Source organism: Streptomyces sp. NPDC001450 (assembly GCF_053597295.1).
Genome location: NZ_JBSFHY010000056.1, coordinates 22900 through 47892, shown reverse-complemented (window position 1 = coordinate 47892; position 24993 = coordinate 22900). Strand labels below are relative to the sequence as shown.

The window sequence follows — 24993 nt, the reverse complement described above, 5'->3', positions numbered from 1 at the left end:
CGCCTCCTGCGGGACGTGGCCGAGAACCGCCAACTGGGCGACGTCACCACACTCACCGACTCCACGGTCATGGACCTCATCCAGACCAAACTCCCCGCCGCCCCAGCCGAGGACTGACCACCGAACAGGACTACAGGGATCAGGAACTGAAGGAATTGAGCATGCGAATCGTTCTGATCGGCCCTCCGGGCGCGGGCAAGGGCACACAGGCCCGCGTCCTCGCCTGCCTGCTGGCCGTACCGGAGCTCTCCAGCGGGAACCTGTTCCGCGCCGAGATCCGCCAGGGTACGGAACTGGGCCGGCTGGTGCGGCGCCACACGGACGCCGGGGAGCTGGTGCCCGACGAGCTGACCACGACCGTCGTCACCCGGCGCCTGGGTGAACCGGACGCGGCCGACGGCTTCCTGCTCGACGGCTTCCCGAGGACCGTGCGGCAGGCCGAACTTCTGGACGAGTTCCTGGCCGAGCACGGGACAGCGCTCGACGCCGTGATCGCCCTCGACCTGCCGGACGACGAGATCGTACGGCGGCTGACAGGCCGGCGCATGTGCCCGGCCTGCGGGACGACCGTGCACCTGGTGTTCTCCCCGCCCCGCGTCGCGGACCGGTGTGACGCCTGCGGCGGCGGCCTCGTCCGGCGCGCCGACGACAGCGAGGAGACCGTCCTGCGGCGCCTCGCGGTCCACTCCGCGCAGACCGTCCCGCTGCTGCGGTTGTACGCCGACCGGCAACTCCTGGTCCACGTCGACGGATCCGGAACCGTGCCGGAGGTCTCGGAGCGGATGAGCGCGGCCCTGGCGGCGGTGACGAGATGAACGGACCATACGCCACCCCGCCGCCGGAGGAGACCAGCGGCGGGATGGACCTCGGCGAACTGCGCCGCTCCCGCCTCGCCTTCGCGGTGCCGGCCGCGGTCCTCGTCATCGGTGGATACCTGCTGTACATACTGCTGTCCGGCTTCGCGCCCGGAGTCGTGGACCTCGCGCTGGCCGGACACCTCACCCTTGGACTCGCCCTGGGCCTGGGGGTGTTCGCCACCCTCTTCCTCACCGCGTGGCGCTACGCCAGGCACATGCGCACACGGGTCGACCCGCACACCGACGAGATCCGCGCCCGCCAGGCCAATCCGCGTCGTGACGAAAGGGGCGCACAGTGACCAGTTCCTCGGGGGTCATCCCCCTCAGCGGCCTCGCTCTGCCGCTCGTGCTGTTCCTCGTCTTCCTCGTCGTCACCATGTTCACCGGTGTCGTCGCCGGCCCGTACAACGACATGATCAGCGAGTTCTACATCGGCGACCGCAGGCTGTCACCTTTGCGGTACGGCATGGCGATGTGCGGCGACTACATCTCGGCGGCGACCCTCCTGGGCAGCACCGGTCTGGTCTGTCTGACCGGCTACGACGGCCTGCTGTATCTGGTGGGAACCGCGGTCGGCTGGATCGTGGTTCTGCTGCTGATCGCCGAACCGCTGCGCAACTCGGGCCGGTTCACGCTCGGCGACACCGTCGCCCAGCGCGTCCGGGTCGCCCGGCAACGGCCGGTCCGTCTCGCTGTGGGGCTCTGCGCCCTCGTCGTGTCCCTCTTCTACCTGGTGGCCCAACTGACGGCGAGTGTCGCGCTCCTGGCCCAGTTCACCGGGGTGCCCGGGGGCACGGCACGTGCCCTCTGCACGATCACGGTCGGCACCTTCGTGGTCTTCTACGTCGCGGTCGGCGGTATGCCCGGGACGACGTTCATCCAGGTCGCCAAGACCGTGCTGCTGGTGGCCGTGGTGGCGGTGGCCGCCGTCCTGGTGCTGTCGCGCTTCGGGTGGAGCGGCGACCGCCTGCTCGGCACGGCGGCCGCGAACAGCGGCCACGGGGAGGCGTTCCTGCGGCCCGGCCTGCGCTTCGGAGCGAGTACCACCAGCAGGGTCGACTTCTTCAGTCTTGCGCTGTCCATGGCCCTCGGTGTCGGGGGGCTCCCGCACATCGTCATGCGTCTGCTGTCTCCGGACAGCACACGGCGGTTGCGCGGTGCGGTGCTGTGGACAATCGGCCTGGTGGGCGCCGTGTGCCTGGCGGTCGGCGTGCTGGGACTCGGAGCGGCCGCGATCGTCGGCACCGGCACCGTCAAGGCCACCGATCCCAGTGGTAACGCAGCGGTGCTCCTGCTCGCGCAGTCGGTAGGCGGGAACCTCCTGACGGCGGCCTTCTCCTGCCTCGTCTTCGCCACGGTCCTCTCCGTGGCGGCAGGAGTCACCCTGGCAGCGGCCTCGTCGCTGGCCCACGATGTGTACGTCCACGTGATCCGCAAGGGCGGGGTGGACGACCGCCGGGAACTGGCCGCCGCGCGTGCCTCGGCGGCCGTGGCCGGTGCGCTGGGCATCCTGCTCGCCCTGATGTCCCGGGAGTGGAACGCGTCATCACTCGCCTTCCTCGCCTTCGCCATCGCGGCCTCCTCCATCGTGCCGACCCTCGTCTACACGCTGTTCTGGCCCCGCTTCACCGCCCGCGGTGCGCTGTTCGCCCTCTACGGCGGTCTTGGCTGCTCCTTCCTGCTCATCGCCTCCGGCCCCGTCATCTCCTCCACCCCGACCTCGCTGCTGCCCGCGGCACACTTCGCCTGGTTCCCCCTGCAGAACCCGGGCATCGTCTCCATCCCGGTCGGCTTCCTCCTGGGCTGGCTCGGCACCGTCACAAGCCCCACGACCACCGAGCGGACGACGGGAGCCGCGACCGGCCTGCCTGCGCCGGCACCTGAGCAGTGACCCTGTCTGTCCACCGTCGACTGCACTCGAACACGTCCCGCCCACGAAGTGAGGACAGCTGTGCCTCTGTCGACTTGACCGCCTGCCGCCCCGGCTTCGTCTGGGGTGCGGCCACCTCTGCCCACCAGATCGAACGCGCAGTCGCCGAGGACGGCCGGGGACCATCCGTCTGGGACACCTTCCTCAGCCGTCGGTGGTGACGCCGAGTAGCCGTCCTTGACCACGACCTGGTGGCGGATGTCAACTCACCTATGGTGACGGTGTTTTACGGGCTGCCGGTGCTGGTCGTCGAGGACGTGGCGGACGGCGGTGGCGCGGGGGTGGTCACGGCCCGCACTCGGGATGTGGCGATGCCGTGCCCGGTGTGAGGGACGTCGACGGCGATGGTGCACGGGTATCACCAGCGGACAGTGGCGGACGTGCCGGTCGACGGCCGCCAGGTCGTCGTCCGCCTGCGCGTACGGCAGCTGGTCTGTCCGGTCCTGGGTTGCTGGCGGCAGACCTTCCGCGAGCAGGTTCGCGGACTGCTGGAGCGCTCATCAGTACCGCACGGTGCGGCTTGCCTGGCGGATATCCCGGACGGCACGGGAGTTATGCGGCCGGGCGGCCACACGCCTCGCCGGCTTCCTGGCCGTGCCCGTTTCCCGCAGCACCGCGCTGCGTCGCCTGTGGCGCCTACCGCAGCAGGCGGTCCCGCGAGTGATCGGCGTGGACGATTTCGCCCTGCGCCGCCGCCACCGCTACGTCACGATCATCACGGATGCCTAGACCGGCCGACGCGTCGCGGTCCTGCCCGACCGCGAGGCGGCCACCATGGGGGTGGGCTGCGCGAACATCCTGGTGCCGGCACGGCTCGGCCGCCTACGTCGAGGTCGTGCGCCGCGCCTGATCGTTTGGTTCCGGCTGGTTGGGCATGAACTCCGGCTGGCGGCGGGGGAGATGGGGACGGTTCGTTCGCTCGCGTCGCTCGTGGAAGTGGGTGCTCGGTCTGCTGAAACCAGGCAGAAGAAAGTGCGGCTGGAGGTCGCGCGGCTGCGGGAGAAGGCCGAGCGGGTGCGGGCCGCGCTCGGTGAGGCGGAACGTGCGCGCAGTCTTGCGAGCAGGGGGACGGCGGCGCCGCGGTCCTGCACGCTCGCAGCGGTCACCGCGACAGCCAGAACCACCACCAGGTGCCGCTTGCGGCCGCCCACCTTCTTCCCGCCGGTCCCAGCCGGATGTTGAGCGCTGGATGTTTGCCGCCGCCCGCGGCGACTGCGAGTCCACGATCGCGGCCGTCGGGTCCACCGAGCGGCCCTCCTTATCCCAGGCAGCAACGGCCGGATGACCTGCCACTCCGCATCCGTCAGATCCGAGCCGCAACACCGCACAAGGTCCGGCTCGTCCGCCGCGTTGCCGAACCTGTGCGCGAGGCAGTCACATGACGGAGACGGCGCGTTGGACTTTAGGGGCGCAAGCGCGAAAGGCTGCGGCAAGAGGGCCTCCCGTGCTGCCTGGCTTCGACGCCCCCGAGCTACCGCGAGGCCCTGCCTTCCCACTTCAAGCTGGCGTCGCCGCCCGGCCAAGCTGCACGCGGACAAGGGCAATGACTTCGACAACCTGCGCCACTACCGCCGCTGTACAACTGAGGCGACCGCATATTCATTTGCCGCCGGCCAGTCCGGCCGGATAGGAAGCTTGCATGCTACGAGGCAGCAAGGTCGGGCTCAGGGCCCGGCACGAGGACGACATCCCGATCCTGCGGGCCGAGCTCTACGACGACGTGGTCAACTCCTCGCGGGCCGAGGGCGGGCCGTGGCGGCCGATCACGCCCGGCTCGAAGGATCCGCGGCTCGTTGTGGACGACAAGGAGCAGGGGCGCGTCCAGTTCTCCGTGGCGGAGCTGGAGGGCGGCACCTTGGTCGGCACCGCGGCGCTGTGGGGCATCGACAACCACAACCGGTCCGCGCACATCGGGCTGGGGCTGCTGCCGTCCTCCCGCGGCAAGGGGTACGGCACCGACGTGGTCGCGGTGCTGTGCCACTACGGTTTCGTCGTGCGCGGCCTGCAGCGGCTGCAGATCGAGACGCTGTCGGACAACGCCGCGATGCTGCGCTCCGCCGAGCGCAACGGCTTCGTCCGCGAGGGCGTGCTGCGCTCCTCGGCCTGGGTCATGGGCGAGTTCCTGGACGAGGTGCTGCTCGGGCTCCTCGTCCAGGACTGGAAGCCGGACTCGAAGGCCTAGGTTGCCGTCCGACCGTCAAGGACGGGCCGCATCTGCTACCGCCGCTAGGCCGTGTTGCTAAAGGAAGCTGGTGAGCCGGGTGCACCCCAGACTTCGGCGTCGAGCAGCGTCGTTCCCAGCACGAGCCGCGCCTCCCGCCTGCGACGATGCGGCCGCGTTGGTGTCCATCTCGCTGCGTAAACTGTTGGCTCGTATTCCCTTCTGTGATGTCTGCACGCACACTGACGGTTTCCCGTTCGACCCGAAGGACTGAGCCGTGCCCGACCGACCTGAGATTGTCTGCATCTGCGGCTCTACCCGGTTCGTGGACGAGATGAGCGCGGCGAACCGTGATCTGACCTTCGCAGGTGTCATCGTCGTCGCGCCAGGCGTCTTCCTGCGCGCCGAGGATCACGAAGCAGACGAGTTGATCACCAACGAGCAGAAGACCGCGCTGGACGCCCTCCACCTGCGCAAGATCGACCTGGCAGACCGGGTTCTGGTCGTCAACCCAGGCGGGTATGTCGGCGAGTCCACGAGCAGGGAGATCGCATACGCGCACGCCACCGGCAAGCCGATCTCGTTCACCGATCCCTTCTGACCAGTAGACGCTTCGTCGTGCGCGCGGGCAACGAGTCTCGGTCAGCCTTGGAGCGTGTTGCTAGAGGGTCTTCGAAGTCGTCGGGCGCAGCCTTGTGCTTGTGTCGCGTGACGTGATCTCGGATGAGACGCGGGCCGCGCTCGGGCCGTTGTTCCCGGGGGTGAAGGCCACGGGCCGCCCGCCTGTCGATCGACGCACGGTCGTCGAGGCGACGGCGTGGCGGTTCCGCACCGGGGCGCCGTGGCGGGATCTGCCGGAGCGGTTCGGGAACTGGAACACGATCTACAAGAACTTCGATCGGTGGTCGAAGGCTGGGGTGTGGGCGCGCGTGCTCGAGCAGGTCCAGGAGATGGCCCACCAGGGCGGCGACGTCGTGTGGATCGCGTCGATCGACTCCACGATCGTGCGCGTCCATCAGCACGGCGCGACCCTGCCACGGGACACAGGGGCGGTGTCGAACTACAAGAAGTTCGGTGATGAACCCGCTGATCACGCGATCGGCCGCTCCCGCGGCGGGCTGACGACCAGTCGTCGCGGACGGCAAGGGACGGGTACTGGCGTTCATCCTTACCGGCGGCCAGGCCGCGGACACAACCATGCTGCCCGACACGCTCGACGAGATACGCGTCGCCGGTGCGACCGGGCGTCCGCGCAAGCGCCCGGACCGCCTGCTCTCGGACAAGGGCTACCCGTCCAAGGCGAACCGGGCCTGGCTACGCGAGCGTGGCATCGCCACGACAATCCCAGAACGCGACGACCAGATCGCTCACCGCCGCAAGCGGCCGGGCCGGCCGATCGACTTCGGCGATGAGCGGCGTCAGCGGTACCGGGGCCGCAACGTCGTAGAGCGGTGCTTCAACAAGCTGAAGCAGTGGCGCTCGATCGCGATGTGATCCGACAAGACCGCCCGCAACCACCACTCTGGCCAGTGCCATCCTGCAACCCGACTGGTTCGCACAGAACTTCAGCGAGTCCTTCTGGTTGCCGGGCATCCTGGCCGGAACCCTCGCCCTGCCTACCGGTGGCGGGCGCACGCCGTTCGTCGACGCCGAGGACATCGCCGAGGTCGCCGCCGCGGCGCTGACCGAGGGCCGCCACAGCGGACAGATCTACCAGCTGACCGGCCCGCGGGCGATCGGCTTAGGCGAGGCGGCTGACCTGATCGTCGCTGCCACCGGCCGGACGGCCCGTCACCTCGACGTCGACCCCGACGTCTTCGCGGACCGCATGGTCGCCGAGGGCGTGCCGGCCGACGTCGCTCGTCTGCTCACCGGCCAGCTCGTGGACATCCGCGACGGCCGGGGCGCGGGCGTCTCCGAGGGCGTGGAGCGTGCGCTCGGCCGACCGCCCAGGTCGTTCGAGGACTTTGTTGCCGAGGCCGCCGCCGCAGGCCGCTGGAGCTGACTCCGCCCCCGGAGCGAACGGGAACCGCCGTACTCGGACTACTGTCCGGCGTCGAGCGGAAGAACTGCTGGCAGCTGGCCGAACAGGCCGGCCACGGCCGCCCCGGGCCGATGCAGCGGCTGCTGTGAAGTTGGGCGTGCGCGCCCACGGCCCAGGTGCGGGGGCACTCGTTGAGCAGCTCGGCGCGCCAAGCCATGCGATACCCAGCTGTGTTTACTGGTAGCCGTTCCAGTAGTTTTCGGTGCCCGGGCAGACGTGGTACGTGCGCGAGGCCCAGCGGGTCTGGCCCCCTTATGCTGGTCTACCCCGCCTGTCCCGGGCCCGGCGCCGAACCCGCGACGACGTCCCCCGCGGGAGCACTGTTAGGGGTGACCCGAGCGAAGCTCCTGTCCGATCTCGAGATCCCACGAACAACCACTGAACTGTGCGAGCGCCACTTCCTGGCCGCGAGCAGCGTCTCGTACCACTTGGGGATCCTGCATCGTTCCGGACTGGTCACCAGGACCCGTGTCCGCCACCGCGTCCTTTACCAGCAGACTCTCCGGGCGAGCGGTCTGCTGTGAGCCTGTCGTCTATCCGGTTCGGCGGGGTTTTGTGCCGACTATGTGGTGGCTGGGCGGCTGTATGCCTCACCGGTCACGAGGACTCTGCCCACGTCTCTCGTGAACAAAGCCACGAAAGCAGATCACAGCCCGTGACTAAGGCTTGCCAACGAGGCCGTTTCTGATGGCTCTTGGACGATGTCTCGGAGCCAGATGACGATCGCTGCAACGGCCTGGGCCATGAAGACGGCCCGGATGAAGGCGTACCTGATCCTGGACGGCACCTTGCTGCCGATCGACCGGATCGCCGCCGACACCCCGTACTACTCCGGTAAACACAAACGCCGCGGTATGAACGTCCAAGTCCTGACCGATCCACTCGGCCGTCTGCTGTGGGCCTCGCCCGCCCTGCCCGGCTCGACCCACGACCTCACCGCCGCCAGGCACCACGGGATCATCGACGCGCTCGGCGACGCGGGACTCAAATGCTGGCAGACAAGGCGTACCAGGGCGTCGGCCACCCGGTCCGCGTCCCATTCCGGGGTCGCCGACTCAAAAATTCCGTCCTGAAAGGCTGGCGCCTGCTCCGCAAGCTCCGCTGCAGCACCAACAGGATCACCGACATCGTGAAGGCCGTCCTCGTCCTCCATCACACATCAACGTGAGGTTGGAAGAGGCTCAATGTCACGTGTTTCGTCCAACTTCGGTGTCCTTCCCGCAGGAAGAACTGAGCACCTGGACAGGCGGCACCGCTCACGGTGAGGTCGTTGCCCCGGTGTGTGCGCCTGGTGGGTCAGCAGGTAGACGTGGCTCCGGTAGGCGAGTGCTTTCGGCAAGACGGTTTTGTAGTCGGGCATGGCGGAACTGATAGGTCGAGTTTACTCTGCGCAGGATGCCGAGACGGTGGGCGTCTGCAAGGAATGCCTGGAGCCGCCAAGGGAGTTGACCGCGGACAGCGAACTGGATCCGGGTAACGATGTAGTACGGCCAGGCGCAGGTGGCCAGTGCGAGTACGAACCCGATGACCCCGACGTCGAGGAGCCTGAAGGCGGTAACGATCGCGAGATCTGTGAGTGTGTTGGTGAACCAGATACTCGTCCTGACGCCGGCGTCGGGCAGCACGAAAAGAACTGCGCAGGCTCCTCCGCCGAGCACTGCGAGCAAACGATCGGCGCGCAGGGTCCCCTCCACAGTCTCTTGATCATCGTGAGCGGAGGCAGCGCGGACCCAGCGGAAGAAGGCGAGTCCAACGCCCAGGACGGCACCGATGACCAGGCCGTCACGCAGGCTGGCCAGGAAACGCGGATGCCCCTCTCGGTGCACGTATGCCGCGTAACTAGCGAAAAATAGCCCGAAGAAGGCGGCGACACATACCACGCTGACCACTGCGCGGGGCAGACGTCGTCGCCAGTGAGCCATGCTTGGGCGGCCACGGCTCGGCAGGTCTGGTGGGCTCGGCAGGCCCGCGGCGAGAAGAACCAGCCACAGGCAGATGCCGACGAATGCGGTGGCTACGAGAAACTTCTGCGCAACGTTCGTGCCGGGCATGTAAGGCACGGTGGCGGGGGTGGCGGCCAAGCCTCCGCTGAGGGCCACGAGGGCAGAGACGGCAGTCCGACGTCCCGTATTCGCCAAGGGCGCCGACACCCGGCTGCTGAGCAGGAACATAGGCACGACCGCAGCCGCTTGCAGCATGCACAGTGGCACGTCCCGCAACGGCGCCCCGAAGAAGAGCACCAGGAGCGGATTGGTGACAGCGTGTCCGACAAGAGTAATCGCCAGCCAGGTGGTGGCGCGCCGCCAGGGCTTGGTCAGGGTCGAGCTCCATGTGTGGAGTTTCCACCAGGCCAGGTCGAGGGTGCCCTGTCCGCTGAGCCCCTGTGCGAGGAACGAAAGGTAGTGCTGGGCTCTTTGCGAGTCCCAGCGTCTGGCGGGATTCTGTTGCCGTGAGCGCGCATAGAGAGTTGGAATGAGCGCATCCAGCAAGTGGTGCTCGAGGGCGGAGACGTCAGGAAAGCGGCGGGGGTCGGTCAGTTCGGTGGGGTTACGGGCACCGCTGGCGTACACGGACCGGGCCAGGGTGGCCATCAGAGGGCTCGTCAGGACTTGAGCGACCGGAGAATCCGGGTTCTGGGTCAGGAGCTCGGCCAAGGCTTCCCACGCGTGACGGCGCTCCGGCGGAGCGGCGAGGCGTAATGCGGCGAGCGTATCGCCGACGCGTAGAGGCACCGGCTCCAGCACGGTTGCATTCGCCAGAGGCGTGCTTTCCCTTACGGCGCGCGCATAGTCGTCGGTGCGGCAGGTGAGTACGAGTGGCGCATTCGTCGGTAGGGTGTCGTTGAGGGCTGCCAGAACTACTGTCCGCCGCGCGGAGGGTACCTCATCGAGCCCGTCGAGTACGGGCACCAGACGGTGCTCTGTGAGCAGCTCCACGACGGAGCTGGTGCCGTACCGCTGTGCATCCCCCAGCGCCGGGTAGTCCTCGGTGACCCGGCGCTGCAGCCAGTCCCGAGCGTTCTCGCGTGACGGGTCGAAGGAGGCCAGCGGACACAGCACCGGTACCGGGTCATCGGATGCGCGCGTTCGCAGCAGGGCGAGAAGAAGCAGGACGGCGAAGGTCGTCTTTCCCGAACCGGCAGGCCCCAGCACCACAATGCGCTGCCGCGTAGCCCTCCGGAAGGTGTCAATCAGCTCGTCGGACTCATGCGCATGGCACACGAGCCCGGTATCCGACTGGATGCGGGGATCCACAAGCTCCCCGCGTCGGCAGGGAGCCCAGATCACGGGCAACGGTGTGGGCTCGAAGAGCTGCCGCAGGACGGCCTCGTCCTCCCACTGGCGTCGAACCATACGGGCGAGCGCCTGTGCCGTCTCCGCGATCTGCCCCGTGTCGGAACTCTTGTGGTGAGGCTTGCCCCGCCACGCCCAGACCGCCAGGACCCCGAGCAGGCCGACCACAGTCCCGAGCACCGAGGCAGCAGCAGAGACTTGGTCAGGACTCCACAGGGTCCACACCAACATCAACCCGCCGGCAACCACGGCGCATAGCGACCATGCCACCATCCAGCGCCATCGCATACCCAACCAACGGCCAAGTGCCGAACCCGGTCACTCGCGTCCTGGACGGGGCCCGTTTTCCTTCATGGCCGAACAACAGAGAAGCACGCACGACTCGGGCACGAGCCCTCCGAAGCCGACGACCGCGGCTGTGGCGGTGAGCTCTGCACCCTCGGTGACCTCCCGCGGCCAGCGCCAGCGCCAGCGCCAGCGCAAGCCGAGTAGCATGCCGTAGCCGCTCTGGCCGTGCGTGTCGAAGGGGGCTCCGCGGGGGAGCGGCCGTTCTCCGTGCAGGTGAATGACCGGCCGCATCCAGGCGATAGACGGCCGGGTCACGCGGGTTGGGGCTGTCGCCGCAGAACACCGCGCTCGCCTGCTCCTCGCCCGGGTGCGGATGTGGATGCGGGACCGGCGGAGCGGGCGGGAGCGGGGCCGCCTCGGGCGCCTGGCCCTGCCAGAGCTTCTGGAGCCTTTCGGGGAGGTCCGTCCACCCGGGGCGGACGAAGTAGAGGCTCCTCCCGCAGGGCCGTGAGAACTGTCCTGGCAATTTGGCGACGGCCCGTGTTCCGGGCTCGACACGGGAGAACGACCGAGTCTGAAACGTCGGCGTTGCCATGAAAGGCTTCAGGCTTCACCTGATGACCTACCGGGCGACCGGCCGCGGGGCACTCAGGCGAACGCCGGCAGAGGGCAATCGGTTCGACTCGGCTACACTGACGCATTACGGTCGCTTGTCATGCACACCACGCCCGCCGCGCGGCTGGGGCAGCACTGGTGACGGTCGGTGAAGGCTCGTCAACAGGGGCTGCGATCGCCGCACTCGGCCGGCGGGGCGCCACCGAAGTCGACGTTCACACGGTGGGGGCCTCGCACCGAGGCGGCAGCTGGGGGGAAGTGGCGGGGACGATGGACGTCGAGGAGACCGAGAACTTGCACGCGGTGGGACCGATCCGCTCGGTCGGGCAAGGCCGTTACGTCCTGCAGGCACCCCTCGGCGAGGGCGGCATGGCGTCCGTGTACCGCGCCCACGACACGGTGCTGGGACGCACCGTCGCGGTGAAGACGCTGCACGCGGACCTGGCCCGTGCTCCCTCCTTCCGCGAGCGTTTCCGCCGTGAGGCCCAGGCGGTCGCGGCGCTCAACCACACCAATATCGTGGCCGTGCACGACAGCGGCGAGGACGCCGGGCCCGACGGCGTCGTGCCGTACATCGTCATGGAGTACGTACAGGGCCGATCGGTGCGCGAGCTCATCCGGGAGAGGGCCGCGGCCCCTGTCGGTGGCACGGTCCCGCTGGACCGCGCCCTGGCTGTGACCTCGGCCGTGCTGGACGCCCTGGAGTGCAGCCACCGGCAGGGGCTGGTCCACCGGGACATCAAGCCCGCCAACGTGATGACGACGGGCGACGGCGCGGTCAAGGTGATGGACTTCGGCATCGCCCGTGCGCTGCAGTCGGACGCCACCGCGATGACCCGGACCGGAACCGTGCTCGGCACGCCCCAGTACCTCTCGCCCGAGCAGGCGCAGGGCAAGCCCGCCGATGCCCGCTCCGACCTCTACTCGGTCGGCTGCATGCTCTTCGAACTGGTCACCGGCACACCGCCGTTCGACGGCGAGTCGACGATGAGCGTGCTCTACCAGCATGTCCAGCAGCCGCCGCCGGTCCCGTCCTCGCTCAACCCGTCGCTGCCACCGGCCGTCGACGCCGTCGTAGCCCGCGCCCTCAGCAAGGATCCCGCCGGACGCTACCCGAGCGCCCGCGCCATGGCCGATGACATCCGCCGGGTCGCCGCAGGCGAAGCACCCACCCACTCACTCCACTCCGTCCCCACGTCCATGGCCGAGGACGTCACCGACGACGCCGGTGCAGCCGAGACATTCACGGTCCGCACCGGTGCCGCGGACGCCGGCGCGGCCGACGCCCTCGCTGGGACCTTCCGCTTCGTCGCGAGCAGGCAGCAGGCTCACCGGCGGGCTCTGCGCAACGCCAGGATCGTCGCCTGGACCTCGGTTTTCGTCGGCGCGCCCCTGGTGGCCGCGAGCGTGTTCGGCGCACGGTACGTGTTCCCGGACTTCGCCCACACCCCGGATCCGCGGGCGACCGGACCATACCTCTCGTGCGATCCGACGGCCTCCTGGGGCGGCGGTTTCAACCCACCCTCGTTCACGGGCATGTCACCCGCCGAGGCACAGACCTGTGCGGAGATCGCCGGACTGAAGATCGACCAGAAGACCACCACCGGGGCCAAGTACGACAAGGACACCGTCACGCGGCAGGAACCGGAGATCTCCCAGTCGGTCAAGCGGGGCAGCACCATCACCATCTGGGTGTCGACGGGCGGTGATCCCAGGGCCAAGGGCGACCTTGCCGACTGCGAGGTCGAGGAGCAGCACGGCAAGGTCTCCACTCCCTGGCTCAAGGGCAGGACCCCGGCCGCCGCCCGGATCTGCGCGGACATCGCCCATCTCAAGCTGGAGGAGGCCGGGAAGGTCCAGGACCGGCTCATACCGGCCGGCCAGGTAGCACGACAGGAGCCGGGAACGGAGGACATCGCCGTCGGCGGCACCGTCAAGGTCTGGATCTCCACCGGAGGTGACCCCAGGGCCGTCGGCGAGCTCTCCGGCTGCGACAGTGCGACCGATGAACAGCCCGAAGCGCCGTCACTCCAGTACATGACCGTGGCGAACGCCCGTATCTGCGCGGACATCGGGCACTTCAAGCTGGAGGTGCAACGCGTTCCGGACAAGGTCTGGCCGAGCGGCGAGGTCGTCAGGCAGGAGCCGAGCAGCTCCAGCCGCATCGATCCCGGCGGCACCATCAGGATCTGGGTCTCGTCCGGCGCGCAGTGACCGGGCCTCCCGCCGTGGGCGGGCGCGGGGTGTCACTTCGGCTGGCATGGTCAGGTTGTCAGGCTCTGTCGGCTTGGACGAGGTGGGCGAGGACACGCCGGTCGCGGGGTTGGACATCGGTTGGCGGCTGGCGCGTTCGGCGTGGGGTCGCGGTCACGCCACCGAGGCTGCCCTGGCCTGCCTGGCTTTCGGCTTCGAGGCCCTCGGACTACCGGAAGTGGTTGCGTCGACAACCGTCAACAACCTTCGTTCCCAGTCAGTGATGCGCCGCATCGGCGTGACCCGCGACCCGGCCGGTGACTTCTCGAAGTCGCGCACATCGGGTAGTCGTGCAAGCGCGCGACGCCCGATCTCGCGTCGAAACGACGTCACACTTGCGTACGTACCCAGCCGCCGGATAAGCGGTGTCCGCACGCGGCGAGTGGTCCGTGAGGCACAGCTGATGCGGATGCGCGTGCGGGGCGGGTGATCCGTTCGTAGTCTGGCGGTGCTCGGGGTGAGTGCGGAGGTCTTCCATGCCCCGAGCCAGCTGGTCCGGCACCATCTCGCTGTCGCCCCGCGAGACGCCGAGTTCTTCAAGCACGTGCCAGTCGTCGACCAGGCGTCTGCTGACCTGCCCGCTCTGCGGCATGATCACCTTCGTCGGCGGCTCCCGCCGCGGGGACGCCGTCTACTGCGGCCGCGCCTGCTGTCCCCTCTCATCCGGTCTCATCCGATCCTGCCGCCGCACGGTGCCCTGACCTGTCCAGAGACGAAGTCGGACGAGACATGGACGGCTCACCATCTCACGTGATGTTGTCAGCCAACAGCGCTTCCGCGTCCGAGGCCGCCGCACAGCTACGCATTGACTTGGAATCGGATTCCAAGACCGGACACCGGGGAGGAGGTGCCGGCCGAGTTCCCGACCCGGTCGAATACGGCGTACCAGCACAGCGAGCCTTGGCGCACTACCGCGTCACCGGTGCTACGGGCGCCATTCGAAGAGCAGGATGGTCACGTCGTCCCGCAATTGGTTGCGCTGGTAATCGAGGATGGCGTGGATGAGCAGCCGCAGCACCTCGGCCGGGCGCTGGCCCTCGGCATTGGAGCGGATGATGAAGTCGGTGAACCGGTCGAGGCCGAACTCCGCACCGTCCGCGTCGCGCGCCTCCACGACACCGTCGGTGTAGAGCAGGACGCAATCGCCCGGTTGCAGTGTCGTCTCGTGGACCTGCCGGGCCGCCAGGGCGAGGGGGCCGACCAGGCCTATCGGCGGCTGTGGGGGAGTGTCCAGCGCCCCGTCGAGCACCCGCTCGCCACGGATCAGCAGCGGTGGGGGGTGACCGCAATTGACCCAGCGCAGCAACCCGGTCTCGGCGTCGAGCCGACACACTACGCCGGTGCAGAAGTGGTCGGGCACCCACCGGGCGAGCGCCTGGTCCACGGAGCCTACGACGTCGGCCGGGTCTCCACCGCTGCGGCGGGCGTTGCGCGCCGCAGCCATGGCGATCGACGTGGTCAGGCCGGCGGTCAGATCGTGACCCATGGCGTCGAGGATCATGGTGTGCAGGATGTTCTTGACCACCGAGTGGTCGAAGGCGTCGCCGGCGATGTCGTACGCCGGTTCCAGGACCGCGGTCGAGACGCACCTGCTGCTGCCGATGGTGTGGGGTGGCAGGAAGGCCCGCAGCATCTCGGCGGGCAATTGCATGGGCGCGGTGCGGGTGCGGGCGGCGAGCCAGTCGCTGTAGGTGCGCTTGGAGGTGATCAGCATGGCGAACAGATGGGCCAGCATGCGGGTGCGGCGCATTAGCACCCCGTCGAGAGATGCGGTCCGCACCTCGAGCACGCCCAGCCGCTCCGCACCGTCGACCAGAGGCATCCAGACGATCAAGCCGTCGTCGGCCTCGGCCACCCGCGGGGACACCGTTCGGTACGCCCAGCCGGCCGACGAGCGGTCCACCGGCAGTGGCTCCAAGGCCTCGTCGAGTGGGATGAGCAGCCGTTGTTGCAGGTCGACGAGGTAGATCAGCGCGGTGTCCAGGCCGAGGGCCGAGGCGCACCGGTTCGCCAGGGCGGGCAGTTCGACCGGCAGGGCCGGCTGCGCCTCGATGATCAGCTCTTCCAGCCGATGCTCGTCGACGGCGGTGTCGGGACCGGAGGACACGGTGTGCGGTAGGTCCGACACGGGGATCACCCCTTCCGTGCCCAGTCTCACACCGATCCCGCCCTCTCTCACGTCAGGCAAGCCCGCGGCGAGGGCGAGGGCGGCGGCCAGGGCGGTCGGCTTGGCTCGACCGGGCACACCTCATGCGCCTGCCAGGCGATCAGCCGGTCCGGTATCAAGATCACCACTGTCATCGACTGCGTCGACGGCGGGTGGATCGACTCGCTCGGGCGCGACGTGAACAACTCGCCCGTGATCGTCGAGGACATGCGCGGCACCGACGCAGGTCTGATCAACCGGAGCCTCCACCACATGGCGTGGCTGATGGCTCACAAGGACGTCTTCCGGAGCCCGGTCGTCGACCGGCTCGGGGGCCCGGCCGCCTCCCAGGTCTTGTGGAGCGGGCCTCGGCTGGTCAGTGTTGCCGGCGAATTCACCGGCTACGACGTGCACGCCGTACGCGAGCACCGGCGCAGCATCGACTTGGTCCGCTGCCGCTTCTTCGGCAACGACCACATCGGCCTTGAGCACGTGGCATCCGCCACGGGGCATGCGGCTGCCGCCAAGGGGCTGCGCCTGTGCGCGGCCGGGCGGCCGGCTGTCCGTGGGCAGGGCGGAGCGCTGGCGGAGGCCACCGACCAGGTGCTGCTCGGTCTTGGCGGGGAGGTCACCCGGGTCCAGCGCAGGCAGTATGCGGCCTACCACGGGCTGCGGAACTTCGCTGTGTCCGAGTCAGCGGCTCTCCGGCGGCTCCCGAGTCGGTGACCTCGCGGTGATCAGCGATGAGGAGACCGTCGCCGCCGAGGTGGGGCGGTATCGCGAGGCCGGGGCGACGGAGGTGGTGTCACCGCGACAGATCTGGGCGGGAAGGCCGACCGACGCCGCACCGGGAAGCTGCTCGGAGAGCCGGCGAACAGTTGAGGCGCGCCGGCCCGTCGGCCACAGCCGTGGACGGTTCAGTCCGGCGCCGTTTCCGCAGCGGCAGGCTGCCAGCCCAGCCGGGGCGCGATGTCGTGACGCACATCGTGCAGGATCTGCTCGTAGTCGCCCGGATCGAACTCGTACGGCAGTTTCGAGACGCGGCTCCGGGCAGGGTGCGTGTCTGTTGGCCGAGCGGCTCCCGGACTTGGAACGGGAGGCGGTGCAGTCGTGTTTGTTCAACATGCGCAACTGGATCTCGTCGGTGCGCTGGTTCCACTACCGCTCGACCCGCTACCAATCGCCGCCACAGCCCTGACCCGCTGCCTGTACCCGGTACGCCTGCCCGGCGACGCCGTCCACGAGATCACCATGCACCTGCCCGTCGCCCTTGCCGGCGTCGGAAAGCGCGCTGCGCTGCCCAACCCCTGGCTCCACGCACTGCCCACCCGCGAAAACCGTGCCTACATCCCAGCCGTACGCCGATTGCACGCCTGGTGGCGCAACTCATCGACGACCGCCGGAACGACCCCACCCCCAGCCCCGACCTGCTGACCGTACTGCTCGCCGCCCGAGACGATCACACCGGCCAACCCCTGCCCCAACAGCAGATCCACGACGAGGTCATGACCCTCCTCCTCGCGGGCACCGACACCACCGCTGCTCTCCTCGCCTGCGGTCGTGAATGATCACGTCCTGTGGGGCGTGATGATCTGACGAACAGCCAGTGGCCCGGCTGGAGCCGTTGTTGCCGCGGGGCGTCAGGCCGGGGCGTCCGCCGGTGTGGACGTGTCGGCAGTTGGTCGACGGCATACGGTGGCGGACCCGGACCGGTGCGCCCTGGCGCGATGTGCCCGAACGCTACGGGCCCTGGGACCGGGTCTACGACCCTGTTCCGCCGCTGGCAGCGCGATGGCACCTGGGCCAGGATCGTCACCCTGCTCCAGGCCGAGGCTGACGCGAAGGGCCTGATCACTTGGGCCGTGAACGTCGATTCCACTGTCTGCCGGGCCCATCAGCACGCCGCCGGGGCGTCGGAAAAGGGGACCTGTAAAAGGCCGCCCGGCGGTCTCGCCGTCGAGCCGGCCGACCACGGTCTCGGACGTTCCCGGGGCGGGCTGAGCATCAAGATCCACCTCGCTGTCGAGCAGGGGCAGAAGCCGCTGTCGGTGTTGATGACGGCCGGTCAGCGGGCTGTCCTCTACCCGCCTCTGCGTGCGAGCGGCCGCGCGCCTCGTCAGCCTCTCCGCCGAACCGCGGGGCACCCTGGAACCTGCCCGGCTGTCCATGACCTGCTCAGGCTGCGGGAGACACCACAGGCATCGCACTCCGCCCCGTCGGTACGGTCGTCCTCACGCAGGCCGGCCGCTGCGTTGCGTGGCGCGGCTGTGGTTGACGGAACCCTTCGGGGGTGCCTCGATCGGCATGGGCGGCCTTGTCCGCAGGCGCGGTGCCGGGCACGGGTCAGGTGCTGTCGCGTGGGACGAGCGAGGGCTCCAGCAGTACCCGGGGGTTGTCGGGCATTCGCCCTTCGAGGCGGCTGACGAGCAGTCGCATGATGATGTGGGCGACCTCGTCGAGCGGCTGGCGGACGCTCGTCAACGACGGGGTGACGATGGCGGTGATGGGCGAGTCGTCGAAGCCGGTGACCGCGAGGTCGCGACCGATCTCCAGACCTCGCTGCCGGGCGGCGGCGTAGCAGCCCATGGCCAAGGTGTCGCTGGCGGCAACCACTGCCGTCGGCCTGGGGTTGTGGTCGAGCAGCGCGAGGGCGGCCCGGGTGCTGTCCGAAATGGTGTCGAGCGCTCCTGCGGAGCAGGCGGGCGCCAGGCCGTGCTTGCGCAGGGCGCGTTGCCAGCCGTGCTTGCGGGCCTCGCTGGGTCCGGAGGCGCGGGGCCAGCCGAGGAAGGCGATGTCGCGGTGGCCGCGGGCGACGAGATGGTCCACGGCCAGCTCGGTGCCACGGGCCCCGTCGACGTCCACCGTGAGCAGGTCGGGGAGAGACTCGTCGGGAGTGCCGAAGCAGACGAAGGGTGCGCCTCGCTCGGCGAGCCAGCCTGGCCTTGGATCCCCGGGGTCGATGCCGGACAGGACGAAGGCGTCCACGCTGCCGGTGCGCAGGACGTCGCTGTACCGGCTGAGTTCGTCGCTGGTGCGGCCGGCGCTGAGCAGCAGCAGGAGGTAGCCGTCGGCCTCGGCCGCACTGGTGAGGGCGTGCAGGAAGCGGTCCTGCAGGACGCTTGCGGTGTCCGAACGGTCCGGGTCGAGGCGGTAGCCGATCTGGCGGGTGAGGTGGGTGCGCAGTGACCGGGCCATCCGGTTCGGCCGGTATCCCAGTTCGTCAATGACGGCCAGGACCCTCTGCAGGGTCTCCGCACGGACCCGCTCAGGGGCGTTCAGGGCGTTCGAGACCGTCTGGCGGGACACCTTGGCGGCGCGTGCCACCTCGATGATCGTGAGCGCCTCTGGGTTGGGCCGACGGGCGGTCACGGCGCCGGTGCGCGGACGATGGGCGCTGAATTTGATCGTTCAAACATGGCTCTTCAACGGTGACACAGCGGACCGGGTGAGTCAATGGCCGGGCCGAGCGGACGCGGCGGAGCGAGGGCTGTGGTCGTCGCCAGCAGGATCATGACGCCACGGCCTCGGCCGCTGGTCCGGGGGTGGCGGCACCGAGCTCTCCAGGAGCCAGGGTCCGCGCAAGGGCCGGCCGGCCGTGCGCGTCCCGGCAAACGTCACGCAGGACGGGTTGACAGCCGGATAGCGCGGTGCTTTGGTTTGCCCACCCCGATTTGAACGTTCATATGAACGATCAAATTGAATTACCCCGGTCAGCCCCCTCCCACCGGAGGCGGCTGATCCTGCGCATGGAAGCCCCGCGCGGTGCCCTGCGTGCCACGCCAGGTCTTCCGCTGTTGCCCGCCGCCGTCCCACCGGCCGGTTCCGGGTGCCGCGCGGTCCGGGTGCGGCTGTCCGCAGGTACGCACAGGTGCCCGCAGTTCGACATGAACCGACTTCCCCCCGACCGAGCCGGCTCTTCAAAGCGGCTCACGCCTGCCGCCCCGCCGGAGCTTCCGAGCCCTTGGGGCCCGATGTCCGCCGGTCGATGCCGGCTGCCCGAAAGGTCAGTGTCCGATGGCGATTCCCCGCCTGCCGTGGTGGCGTGATGCCGTGATGTACCAGATCTACCTGCGCAGTTTCCGTGACGGGAACGGCGACGGCGTAGGTGATCTGCGTGGTGCCAGGAGTGGCCTGCCCTATGTGGCAGCCCTGGGCGTCGACGGCGTGTGGCTCGGCCCCTGTTTCCCCTCCCCGCAGTACGACCACGGCTACGACGTGGCCGACTACCGTGCGATCGACCCGCTCTTCGGCGACCTCGACGAGTTCGGCCTACTGGTGGACGACGCGCACCGCCTCGGTCTGAAGGTCCTCCTGGACGTCGTGCCCAACCACTGCTCCTCCCAGCACCCCTGGTTCCAGGAGGCCCTGCGGTCCGGTCCGGGCAGCGCGGCCCGGGCCCGGTTCCACTTCGCGGACGGCCGCGGGCGCGACGGGGAGCTGCCGCCCAACAACTGGCGCGCCATGTTCGGCGGACCTGCCTGGACACGCGTACGAGAGTCCGACGGACGACCCGGACAGTGGTACCTGCACATGTTCACCCCGCACCAGCCCGACCTCGACTGGCGCAACCCCGAAGTGGCGGAACACTTCGACGACGTCCTGCGGTGCTGGCTGGACCGGGGTGTCGACGGCTTCCGTATCGATGTCGCCGTCGGCCTGTACAAGCACCCGGGACTGCCGGACTCGCCCGACCCGGACGCCGACGAGGTCGCAAGGGACGCCGTGAACCCGCTGGCGTGGAACCAGCCGGAAGTCCATGACGTGTGGCGCGGTTGGCGCGCCTTGTGCGACTCGTACGCCGCCGCGGACGGCAGGGAGCGCGTCCTCGTGGGCGAGGTGGCCGTGCCGACCCCGGCCGACCAGGCTCTCTACCTGCGCCCGGACGAACTTCATCAGGCGTTCTACTTCGACCTGCTCCACGCCCCCTGGGACGCCGACGCCTTCCGCCTGCGGATCGACGCCGCGCTACGGGACATAGCCGCCACCGGCGCCCCGGTCACCTGGGTGCTGAACAACCACGACCAGCAGCGCAGCGTCACCCGGTACAGCCGATCCCGGGGCCTCGGCGACCTGCCCGACCTGGAGCGCGGGGCGGCCAGGGCCCGCGCGGCGACGCTGATGATGCTGGCCCTGCCCGGCAGCGCCTACCTCTACCAGGGCGAGGAACTCGGGCTGCCCGAGGTCACCGACCTGCCGCCGCACGTCCTGACGGACCCGATCGTGACCGCCACCGGTGACCCGGAACGAGGCCGGGACGGATGCCGGGTGCCGCTGCCGTGGTCGGGGACACAGGCACCCTTCGGTTTCTCCGCAGCAGGTGAGGTCAGCACATGGCTGCCCCAGCCGGACTGGTTCGCCGCGTACTCGGTGGAGAGCAGGCGACGTGACGGCGCGTCGAGCTGGCACCTCTACCGCGACGCCCTGCAACTGCGCCGCGGCCTCGCCCCGTTGCGCGACCCCGAGCTGCGCTGGCTCGCCGGGCCGCCGGAGAGCATCGTCTTCACCCGCGGCGACGGCTTCGTGTGCGCCGTGAACTTCTCGGACTCACCCGTCGCCGCTCCCGTGCCCGGCCGACCGGTACTGTCCAGCGTGCCCTGCGACGATGGAAAGCTGGCCGCCAACAGTGCCGCCTGGTGGCTCCTCGAGCGGGATCCCGTCCGGCCGCGCACCGGGACCGCTCCGGGCCCTGCCCGGGAGTAAGTCGCGGCCGGCCGCGGCCCCATGACGGCCTGGCGCGGTGACAGGACCGTCGGCACCCTCCCTCCCGCCTGTCCGGCGTCCGGGCGCACCTGACGCTCCCGGCACCTCACCGAGGCATCGACCGATGTAGCCCCTCACGCCCGTCAGGGCTCTTCACGCCCACGGATTTGAACGTTCATATCGCCGCAGCCCGACCGGGCCTCGGCCCTTGCGTCCCGGTCGCCGACCGGGTCGCGACCGCAAAGGAGCAGTCATGAGAAACGCCAGAGCCGCGGCAGCCGCCGCCTTCACGTGCACCGCCCTGCTGGCGGCCACCGCCTGTGCCGGAACGACCCCGGACGGGACCGCGGGCAAGCACGCCGAGGGCCGCGGACCCTTCACCCTCGCCATGGGCAAGGACACCACGGGCAAGCTGCAGTCGAAGATCCTCGACGTGTGGAACAAGCGGCACCCCGACGAGAAGGTCACCCTGATCGAGCTGCCGGAGTCCGCCGACGAGCAGCGCTCCACCCTGGTGCAGAACTTCCAGGCCCGCAGCGACCGGTTCGACGCGGTGGCCATGGACGTCGTCTGGACGGCGGAGTTCGCCGCCCGCGGATGGGTGCGCAAGCTCCAACCCGGCTCGCTTCCCGTGGCGGACATGCTCCCGGCAGCCGTCCAGACCGCCAAGTACCAGGAGGACCTCTACGGGGCGCCCATCGCCTCGGCCGGAGCGCTCCTCTTCTACCGCAAGGACCTGGTCGGCAAGGCGCCGGCCACCTGGAAGGACCTCGTCGGGGACTGCGGCATCGCCAAGCGGCACCACATGGACTGCTACGCGGGCCAGTTCGCCCAGTACGAAGGACTGACCGTCAACGCCAGCGAGGCGATCAACTCGGCCGGAGGCTCCGTCTACGGTCCCGAGGGCTCGGTGACGGTCGACAGCCCGCAGGCCAAGAAGGGCATCGACTTCCTCGTCGACGGTTTCCGCCAGGGCTACATCCCCAAGAAGGCCATCACCTACAAGGAGGAGGACGGCCGCCGCTCCTTCCAGAAGGGCGGCCTGCTCTTCCTGCGCAACTGGCCTTACGTCTACAGCCTTGCCAACACCAAGGGCTCCGACACGACCATCGCGGGCAAGGTCGGGGTCGCGCCGCTGCCCGGCGCCGACGGCCCCGGAGCCTCCACGCTGGGCGGCGCCAACCTCGCCCTCAGCACCTACTCCAAGCACCCGAAGTCCGTGCTCGACTTCATGGCCTTCATGGAGAGCCCCGAGGTGCAGCGCGTCGAGGTCGAGGACCTCTCCAACGCGCCCGTGCTGACCGAGCTGTACACGGACAGGGAGCTCTCCCGGCGCTTCCCCTACCTGTCGGCACTGCGCCAGAGCCTGCTCAACGCCCGCCCCCGACCGCAGGTCCCCGCCTACAACGACGCCAGCCTCCGCATCCAGCGCGAGATCTACCAGGCACTGCAGGGCAGCAAGAGCTCCGCGGAAGCACTCCACGATCTCGCCCAGGAACTGAAGCAGGCCGGCAGCGGCAGCTGACCGGCCGGCCGCGCACCAACTCCCGGAGGCACCCGTGTCCACCGCAGTCCATTCACTCGCCGAACCGGCGCCGTCGGCCCCGGCGTACCAGGGCCGCCGCCGTCGCCGCGAGGCACGACTGGCCTGGTGCCTGATCACCCCCGCGATGCTCCTGCTCGCGGGTGTGATCGGCTACCCCCTCGTCAAGGCCGTCTACCTGTCCGCGTTCAGCGACACCATCGGCGGGAAGCCCGAGTTCATCGGGCTCGGCAACTACCGCAGGGCGCTCACGGGCGACGCGTCGGCGGACTTCTGGTCCGCCGTCCAGGTCACCGTCCAGTTCTCGGTCTTCACGCTGCTGCTGGAAGTCGTCATCGGCACCGCCATGGCCCTCGTCATGCACCGCGCCTTCCGCGGTCGGGGACTCGTACGCGCCAGCGTCCTGGTCCCCTGGGCCATTCCCACCGCGCTCACCAGCGTGCTGTGGCGGTGGATGCTCCAGCCCGACGGCATCGTCAACAGCCTGCTCGGCAAGACCGTGCTGTGGACGGGCAGTCAGTGGCCGGCCCGCTGGGCGGTGGTCATCGCCGACACGTGGAAGACGGCGCCCTTCCTCGCGCTGCTGGTCCTCGCCGGGCTGCAGCTCATCCCCGAGGAACTGCACGAGGCCGCCCGCGTGGACGGCGCGGGCGCCTGGCGCCGCTTCCGCAGCATCACCCTGCCTCTGCTGATGCCCGCGCTCATGGTCGCCGTGCTGTTCCGCCTGCTTGACGTGCTGCGCATCTACGACCTGCCGCAGATCCTGACCGGCGGGTCGAACGGCACCACCACCCTGTCGATGCTCGTCGTGCAGGCGTCCGTCGAACAGACCAAGTTCGGCTACGGATCCGCCCTGTCCACGCTGACCTTCCTGCTGATCTTCGTCGTCGCGCTGCTGTTCGTACGGTTCCTCGGCAGCAGCCTGCTGCCGGCCGAGGAAGGCAAGGAGTCCTGATGTCCACCACCGCGCACCCCGGGCCGACAGCCGCCCTGGGAAACCTCCGGCGGGCGCCCGGGCGGGGACACGCACGTCCCGCACCGGTCCGGCGGGGACTGACACCCGCCGCCCGGCGCAGGCTCGGCACGGTCGGCCTGGCCCTCAGCGTGGCCGTCATCGTCCTGTTCTGCCTCGCACCCTTCTACTGGATGCTGGTCTCCAGCCTGAAGGGGCCGAACGACATCTTCAACAACGACCTGTGGCCGAACTCGCCGACCCTGGCCAACTACCGGGCCGTCTTCAGCGGACGGAACAACTTCCTCTACGCCCTGCGCAACAGCGCCGTCGTGGCCGGTACCACCACAGTCCTGGTCATGCTGATCGGTCTGCTGTCCGCGTACGCCTTCGTACGACTGGCCTTCCGCGCCAAGCGGGCGGCTCTGGCGACCGTCCTGGCGGCATCCATGTTCCCGGGTGTCGCTCTGCTGACCCCCGTCTTCCAGCTCTTCAGCGACTGGGGATGGATCGACCAGTACCAGGCCATGATCGTCCCCGACATCAGCTTCGCACTGCCCCTGGCGATCTGGACCCTGACCAGTTTCCTGCGCGAACTGCCCTGGGATCTGGAGGAGTCCGCGATGATCGACGGCTGCACACCGGCCCAGGCGTTCCGCAAGATCCTGCTGCCGCTCGCCGCGCCCGGCGTCTTCACCAGTGCACTCCTGGTGTTCATCGCGGTGTGGAACGAGTACCTCATCGCCAACGCGATGTCCCTCACGCTCGCCTCCCAGCCGGTGACGGTGGCGATAGCCAAATTCACCGGCAGTTCGCAGTACCAGCAGCCCTTCGGCACACAGATGGCTGCGGGCGTGATCGTGGCACTCCCATTGATCGTGCTCGTACTCGTCCTGCAGCGCCGCATCGTCGCCGGGCTGACCGCCGGAGCGGTCAAGGGCTGATCCGCCAGTGGTCGTACGAGCCGTGGCGGACTCACGGACAGGGCGGTACCGGCCCTGGAGGGGCCGGATGCACGCCCGCCGGACGGGTGTGACCACCTGACGGTCACCACCCGGGCTCCGGGGCGGGCCGACGGCGCGGTCCGCCCCGCACGAGCCACCGATCACAACCGGTCCGGAACACACCACGCCGCCCCCGGGTCGGCAACCACGAACCCCCGGGCCGCCCAGGGAAGGACGAGGACTCCCATGACGCAGAACAGCACCCCC

General features: G+C 69.3%; 18 protein-coding genes and 6 pseudogenes. 21 read left to right on the top strand and 3 right to left on the bottom strand.

The genetic code is table 11. From position 1 onward, the window contains the following. Positions 1 to 161: 161 nt before the first annotated feature. The 12 genes and pseudogenes from ACWC5O_RS40550 to ACWC5O_RS40495 all read left to right on the top strand — a co-directional run. Positions 162 to 815: an adenylate kinase gene (locus ACWC5O_RS40550; protein ID WP_450591436.1), complete on the top strand. Its 654-nt coding sequence runs from the start codon at positions 162 to 164 to the stop codon at positions 813 to 815. Beyond that, positions 812 to 1156, top strand: coding sequence for a DUF485 domain-containing protein (locus ACWC5O_RS40545; RefSeq protein WP_450591437.1), 345 nt, complete (start codon positions 812 to 814; stop codon positions 1154 to 1156). The genes ACWC5O_RS40550 and ACWC5O_RS40545 overlap by 4 nt, the downstream gene beginning before the upstream one ends. Then, positions 1153 to 2748: a sodium/solute symporter gene (locus ACWC5O_RS40540; protein ID WP_450591438.1), complete on the top strand. Its 1596-nt coding sequence runs from the start codon at positions 1153 to 1155 to the stop codon at positions 2746 to 2748. The genes ACWC5O_RS40545 and ACWC5O_RS40540 overlap by 4 nt, the downstream gene beginning before the upstream one ends. Positions 2749 to 2822: 74 nt before the next feature. Next, a pseudogene (locus ACWC5O_RS40535) lies at positions 2823 to 2930 on the top strand (family 1 glycosylhydrolase); the annotation flags it as partial. Between the two features lie 48 nt (positions 2931 to 2978). Further along, positions 2979 to 3634: pseudogene (locus ACWC5O_RS40530) on the top strand (transposase family protein); the annotation flags it as partial. A gap of 792 nt (positions 3635 to 4426) precedes the next feature. Continuing rightward, a complete protein-coding gene (locus tag ACWC5O_RS40525; protein ID WP_450591439.1) occupies positions 4427 to 4969 on the top strand; it encodes a GNAT family N-acetyltransferase in 543 nt (180 codons plus the stop codon). Between the two features lie 256 nt (positions 4970 to 5225). Continuing rightward, positions 5226 to 5549, top strand: a complete 324-nt coding sequence (locus ACWC5O_RS40520; protein ID WP_328664893.1) for a hypothetical protein — start codon at positions 5226 to 5228, stop codon at positions 5547 to 5549. Positions 5550 to 5643: 94 nt separating this feature from the next. Continuing rightward, positions 5644 to 6069 (top strand): annotated as a pseudogene (locus tag ACWC5O_RS40515) (IS5 family transposase); the annotation flags it as partial. Positions 6070 to 6091: 22 nt separating this feature from the next. Further along, positions 6092 to 6442 (top strand): annotated as a pseudogene (locus tag ACWC5O_RS40510) (transposase); the annotation flags it as partial. Positions 6443 to 6530: 88 nt separating this feature from the next. Then, the gene (locus tag ACWC5O_RS40505; RefSeq protein ID WP_450591440.1) at positions 6531 to 6953 is read left to right on the top strand and encodes a hypothetical protein; all 423 of its coding nucleotides are present in this window, start codon (positions 6531 to 6533) and stop codon (positions 6951 to 6953) included. A 194-nt stretch (positions 6954 to 7147) separates the two neighbouring features. Continuing rightward, positions 7148 to 7516, top strand: coding sequence for an ArsR/SmtB family transcription factor (locus ACWC5O_RS40500; protein ID WP_450781206.1), 369 nt, complete (start codon positions 7148 to 7150; stop codon positions 7514 to 7516). A 216-nt stretch (positions 7517 to 7732) separates the two neighbouring features. Beyond that, positions 7733 to 8160, top strand: a pseudogene (locus ACWC5O_RS40495) (transposase family protein); the annotation flags it as partial. A gap of 88 nt (positions 8161 to 8248) precedes the next feature. On the opposite strand, the gene ACWC5O_RS40490 reads toward ACWC5O_RS40495, so the two are convergent. Further along, positions 8249 to 10558, bottom strand: a complete 2310-nt coding sequence (locus ACWC5O_RS40490) for an NACHT domain-containing protein (RefSeq protein WP_450591443.1) — start codon at positions 10556 to 10558, stop codon at positions 8249 to 8251. 900 nt (positions 10559 to 11458) lie between these two features. On the opposite strand from ACWC5O_RS40490, the gene pknB reads away from it, so the two are divergent. Both pknB and ACWC5O_RS40480 read left to right on the top strand, forming a co-directional pair. Further along, on the top strand, positions 11459 to 13402 hold the full coding sequence (gene pknB / locus ACWC5O_RS40485) for a Stk1 family PASTA domain-containing Ser/Thr kinase (protein WP_450591445.1): 1944 nt from the start codon (positions 11459 to 11461) through the stop codon (positions 13400 to 13402). Positions 13403 to 13463: 61 nt separating this feature from the next. Then, a pseudogene (locus ACWC5O_RS40480) lies at positions 13464 to 13706 on the top strand (GNAT family N-acetyltransferase); the annotation flags it as partial. 660 nt (positions 13707 to 14366) lie between these two features. Here the strand turns inward: ACWC5O_RS40480 and ACWC5O_RS40475 are convergent. Continuing rightward, complete coding sequence (locus ACWC5O_RS40475) at positions 14367 to 15578, bottom strand: PP2C family protein-serine/threonine phosphatase (protein WP_450591493.1); 1212 nt, start codon at positions 15576 to 15578, stop codon at positions 14367 to 14369. Positions 15579 to 15785: 207 nt separating this feature from the next. Between ACWC5O_RS40475 and ACWC5O_RS40470 the strand changes: the two genes are divergently transcribed. The 3 genes from ACWC5O_RS40470 (at position 15786) to ACWC5O_RS40460 (ending at position 17424) form a co-directional block, all read left to right on the top strand. Beyond that, the gene (locus ACWC5O_RS40470) at positions 15786 to 16313 is read left to right on the top strand and encodes a hypothetical protein (RefSeq protein ID WP_450591446.1); all 528 of its coding nucleotides are present in this window, start codon (positions 15786 to 15788) and stop codon (positions 16311 to 16313) included. A gap of 650 nt (positions 16314 to 16963) precedes the next feature. After that, positions 16964 to 17155, top strand: a complete 192-nt coding sequence (locus ACWC5O_RS40465) for a hypothetical protein (RefSeq protein WP_450591448.1) — start codon at positions 16964 to 16966, stop codon at positions 17153 to 17155. A gap of 38 nt (positions 17156 to 17193) precedes the next feature. Further along, positions 17194 to 17424 carry a transposase gene (locus ACWC5O_RS40460; RefSeq protein WP_450781204.1) on the top strand — a complete coding sequence of 77 codons (231 nt, stop codon included), beginning with the start codon at positions 17194 to 17196 and terminating at the stop codon, positions 17422 to 17424. Positions 17425 to 17930: 506 nt separating this feature from the next. On the opposite strand, the gene ACWC5O_RS40455 is transcribed toward ACWC5O_RS40460, so the two are convergent. Beyond that, positions 17931 to 18956, bottom strand: a complete 1026-nt coding sequence (locus tag ACWC5O_RS40455; RefSeq protein ID WP_450591450.1) for a LacI family DNA-binding transcriptional regulator — start codon at positions 18954 to 18956, stop codon at positions 17931 to 17933. A gap of 645 nt (positions 18957 to 19601) precedes the next feature. Here ACWC5O_RS40455 and ACWC5O_RS40450 point away from each other — a divergent pair. From ACWC5O_RS40450 to ACWC5O_RS40435, 4 genes are all read left to right on the top strand, one after another. Then, on the top strand, positions 19602 to 21287 hold the full coding sequence (locus tag ACWC5O_RS40450; protein WP_450591452.1) for a glycoside hydrolase family 13 protein: 1686 nt from the start codon (positions 19602 to 19604) through the stop codon (positions 21285 to 21287). Positions 21288 to 21540: 253 nt separating this feature from the next. Continuing rightward, positions 21541 to 22812 carry an ABC transporter substrate-binding protein gene (locus ACWC5O_RS40445; RefSeq protein ID WP_450591453.1) on the top strand — a complete coding sequence of 424 codons (1272 nt, stop codon included), beginning with the start codon at positions 21541 to 21543 and terminating at the stop codon, positions 22810 to 22812. A 34-nt stretch (positions 22813 to 22846) separates the two neighbouring features. Next, positions 22847 to 23785, top strand: a complete 939-nt coding sequence (locus ACWC5O_RS40440; protein ID WP_450591455.1) for a carbohydrate ABC transporter permease — start codon at positions 22847 to 22849, stop codon at positions 23783 to 23785. Further along, positions 23785 to 24726, top strand: a complete 942-nt coding sequence (locus tag ACWC5O_RS40435) for a carbohydrate ABC transporter permease (protein WP_450591456.1) — start codon at positions 23785 to 23787, stop codon at positions 24724 to 24726. Before ACWC5O_RS40440 ends, ACWC5O_RS40435 begins: the two co-directional genes overlap by 1 nt. Positions 24727 to 24993: the final 267 nt, after the last annotated feature.

Excerpts from the sequence above, each read along its gene's own strand:
- ACWC5O_RS40550 (WP_450591436.1), top strand. The coding sequence starts at position 162 with ATGCGAATCGTTCTGATCGGCCCTCCGGGCGCGGGCAAGGGCACACAG.
- ACWC5O_RS40545 (WP_450591437.1), top strand. The coding sequence starts at position 812 with ATGAACGGACCATACGCCACCCCGCCGCCGGAGGAGACCAGCGGCGGG.
- ACWC5O_RS40525 (WP_450591439.1), top strand. The coding sequence starts at position 4,427 with ATGCTACGAGGCAGCAAGGTCGGGCTCAGGGCCCGGCACGAGGACGAC.
- ACWC5O_RS40500 (WP_450781206.1), top strand. The coding sequence starts at position 7,148 with ATGCGATACCCAGCTGTGTTTACTGGTAGCCGTTCCAGTAGTTTTCGG.
- ACWC5O_RS40490 (WP_450591443.1), bottom strand. The coding sequence starts at position 10,558 with ATGGTGGCATGGTCGCTATGCGCCGTGGTTGCCGGCGGGTTGATGTTG.
- pknB (WP_450591445.1), top strand. The coding sequence starts at position 11,459 with ATGGACGTCGAGGAGACCGAGAACTTGCACGCGGTGGGACCGATCCGC.
- ACWC5O_RS40450 (WP_450591452.1), top strand. The coding sequence starts at position 19,602 with ATGGCGATTCCCCGCCTGCCGTGGTGGCGTGATGCCGTGATGTACCAG.
- ACWC5O_RS40445 (WP_450591453.1), top strand. The coding sequence starts at position 21,541 with ATGAGAAACGCCAGAGCCGCGGCAGCCGCCGCCTTCACGTGCACCGCC.
- ACWC5O_RS40435 (WP_450591456.1), top strand. The coding sequence starts at position 23,785 with ATGTCCACCACCGCGCACCCCGGGCCGACAGCCGCCCTGGGAAACCTC.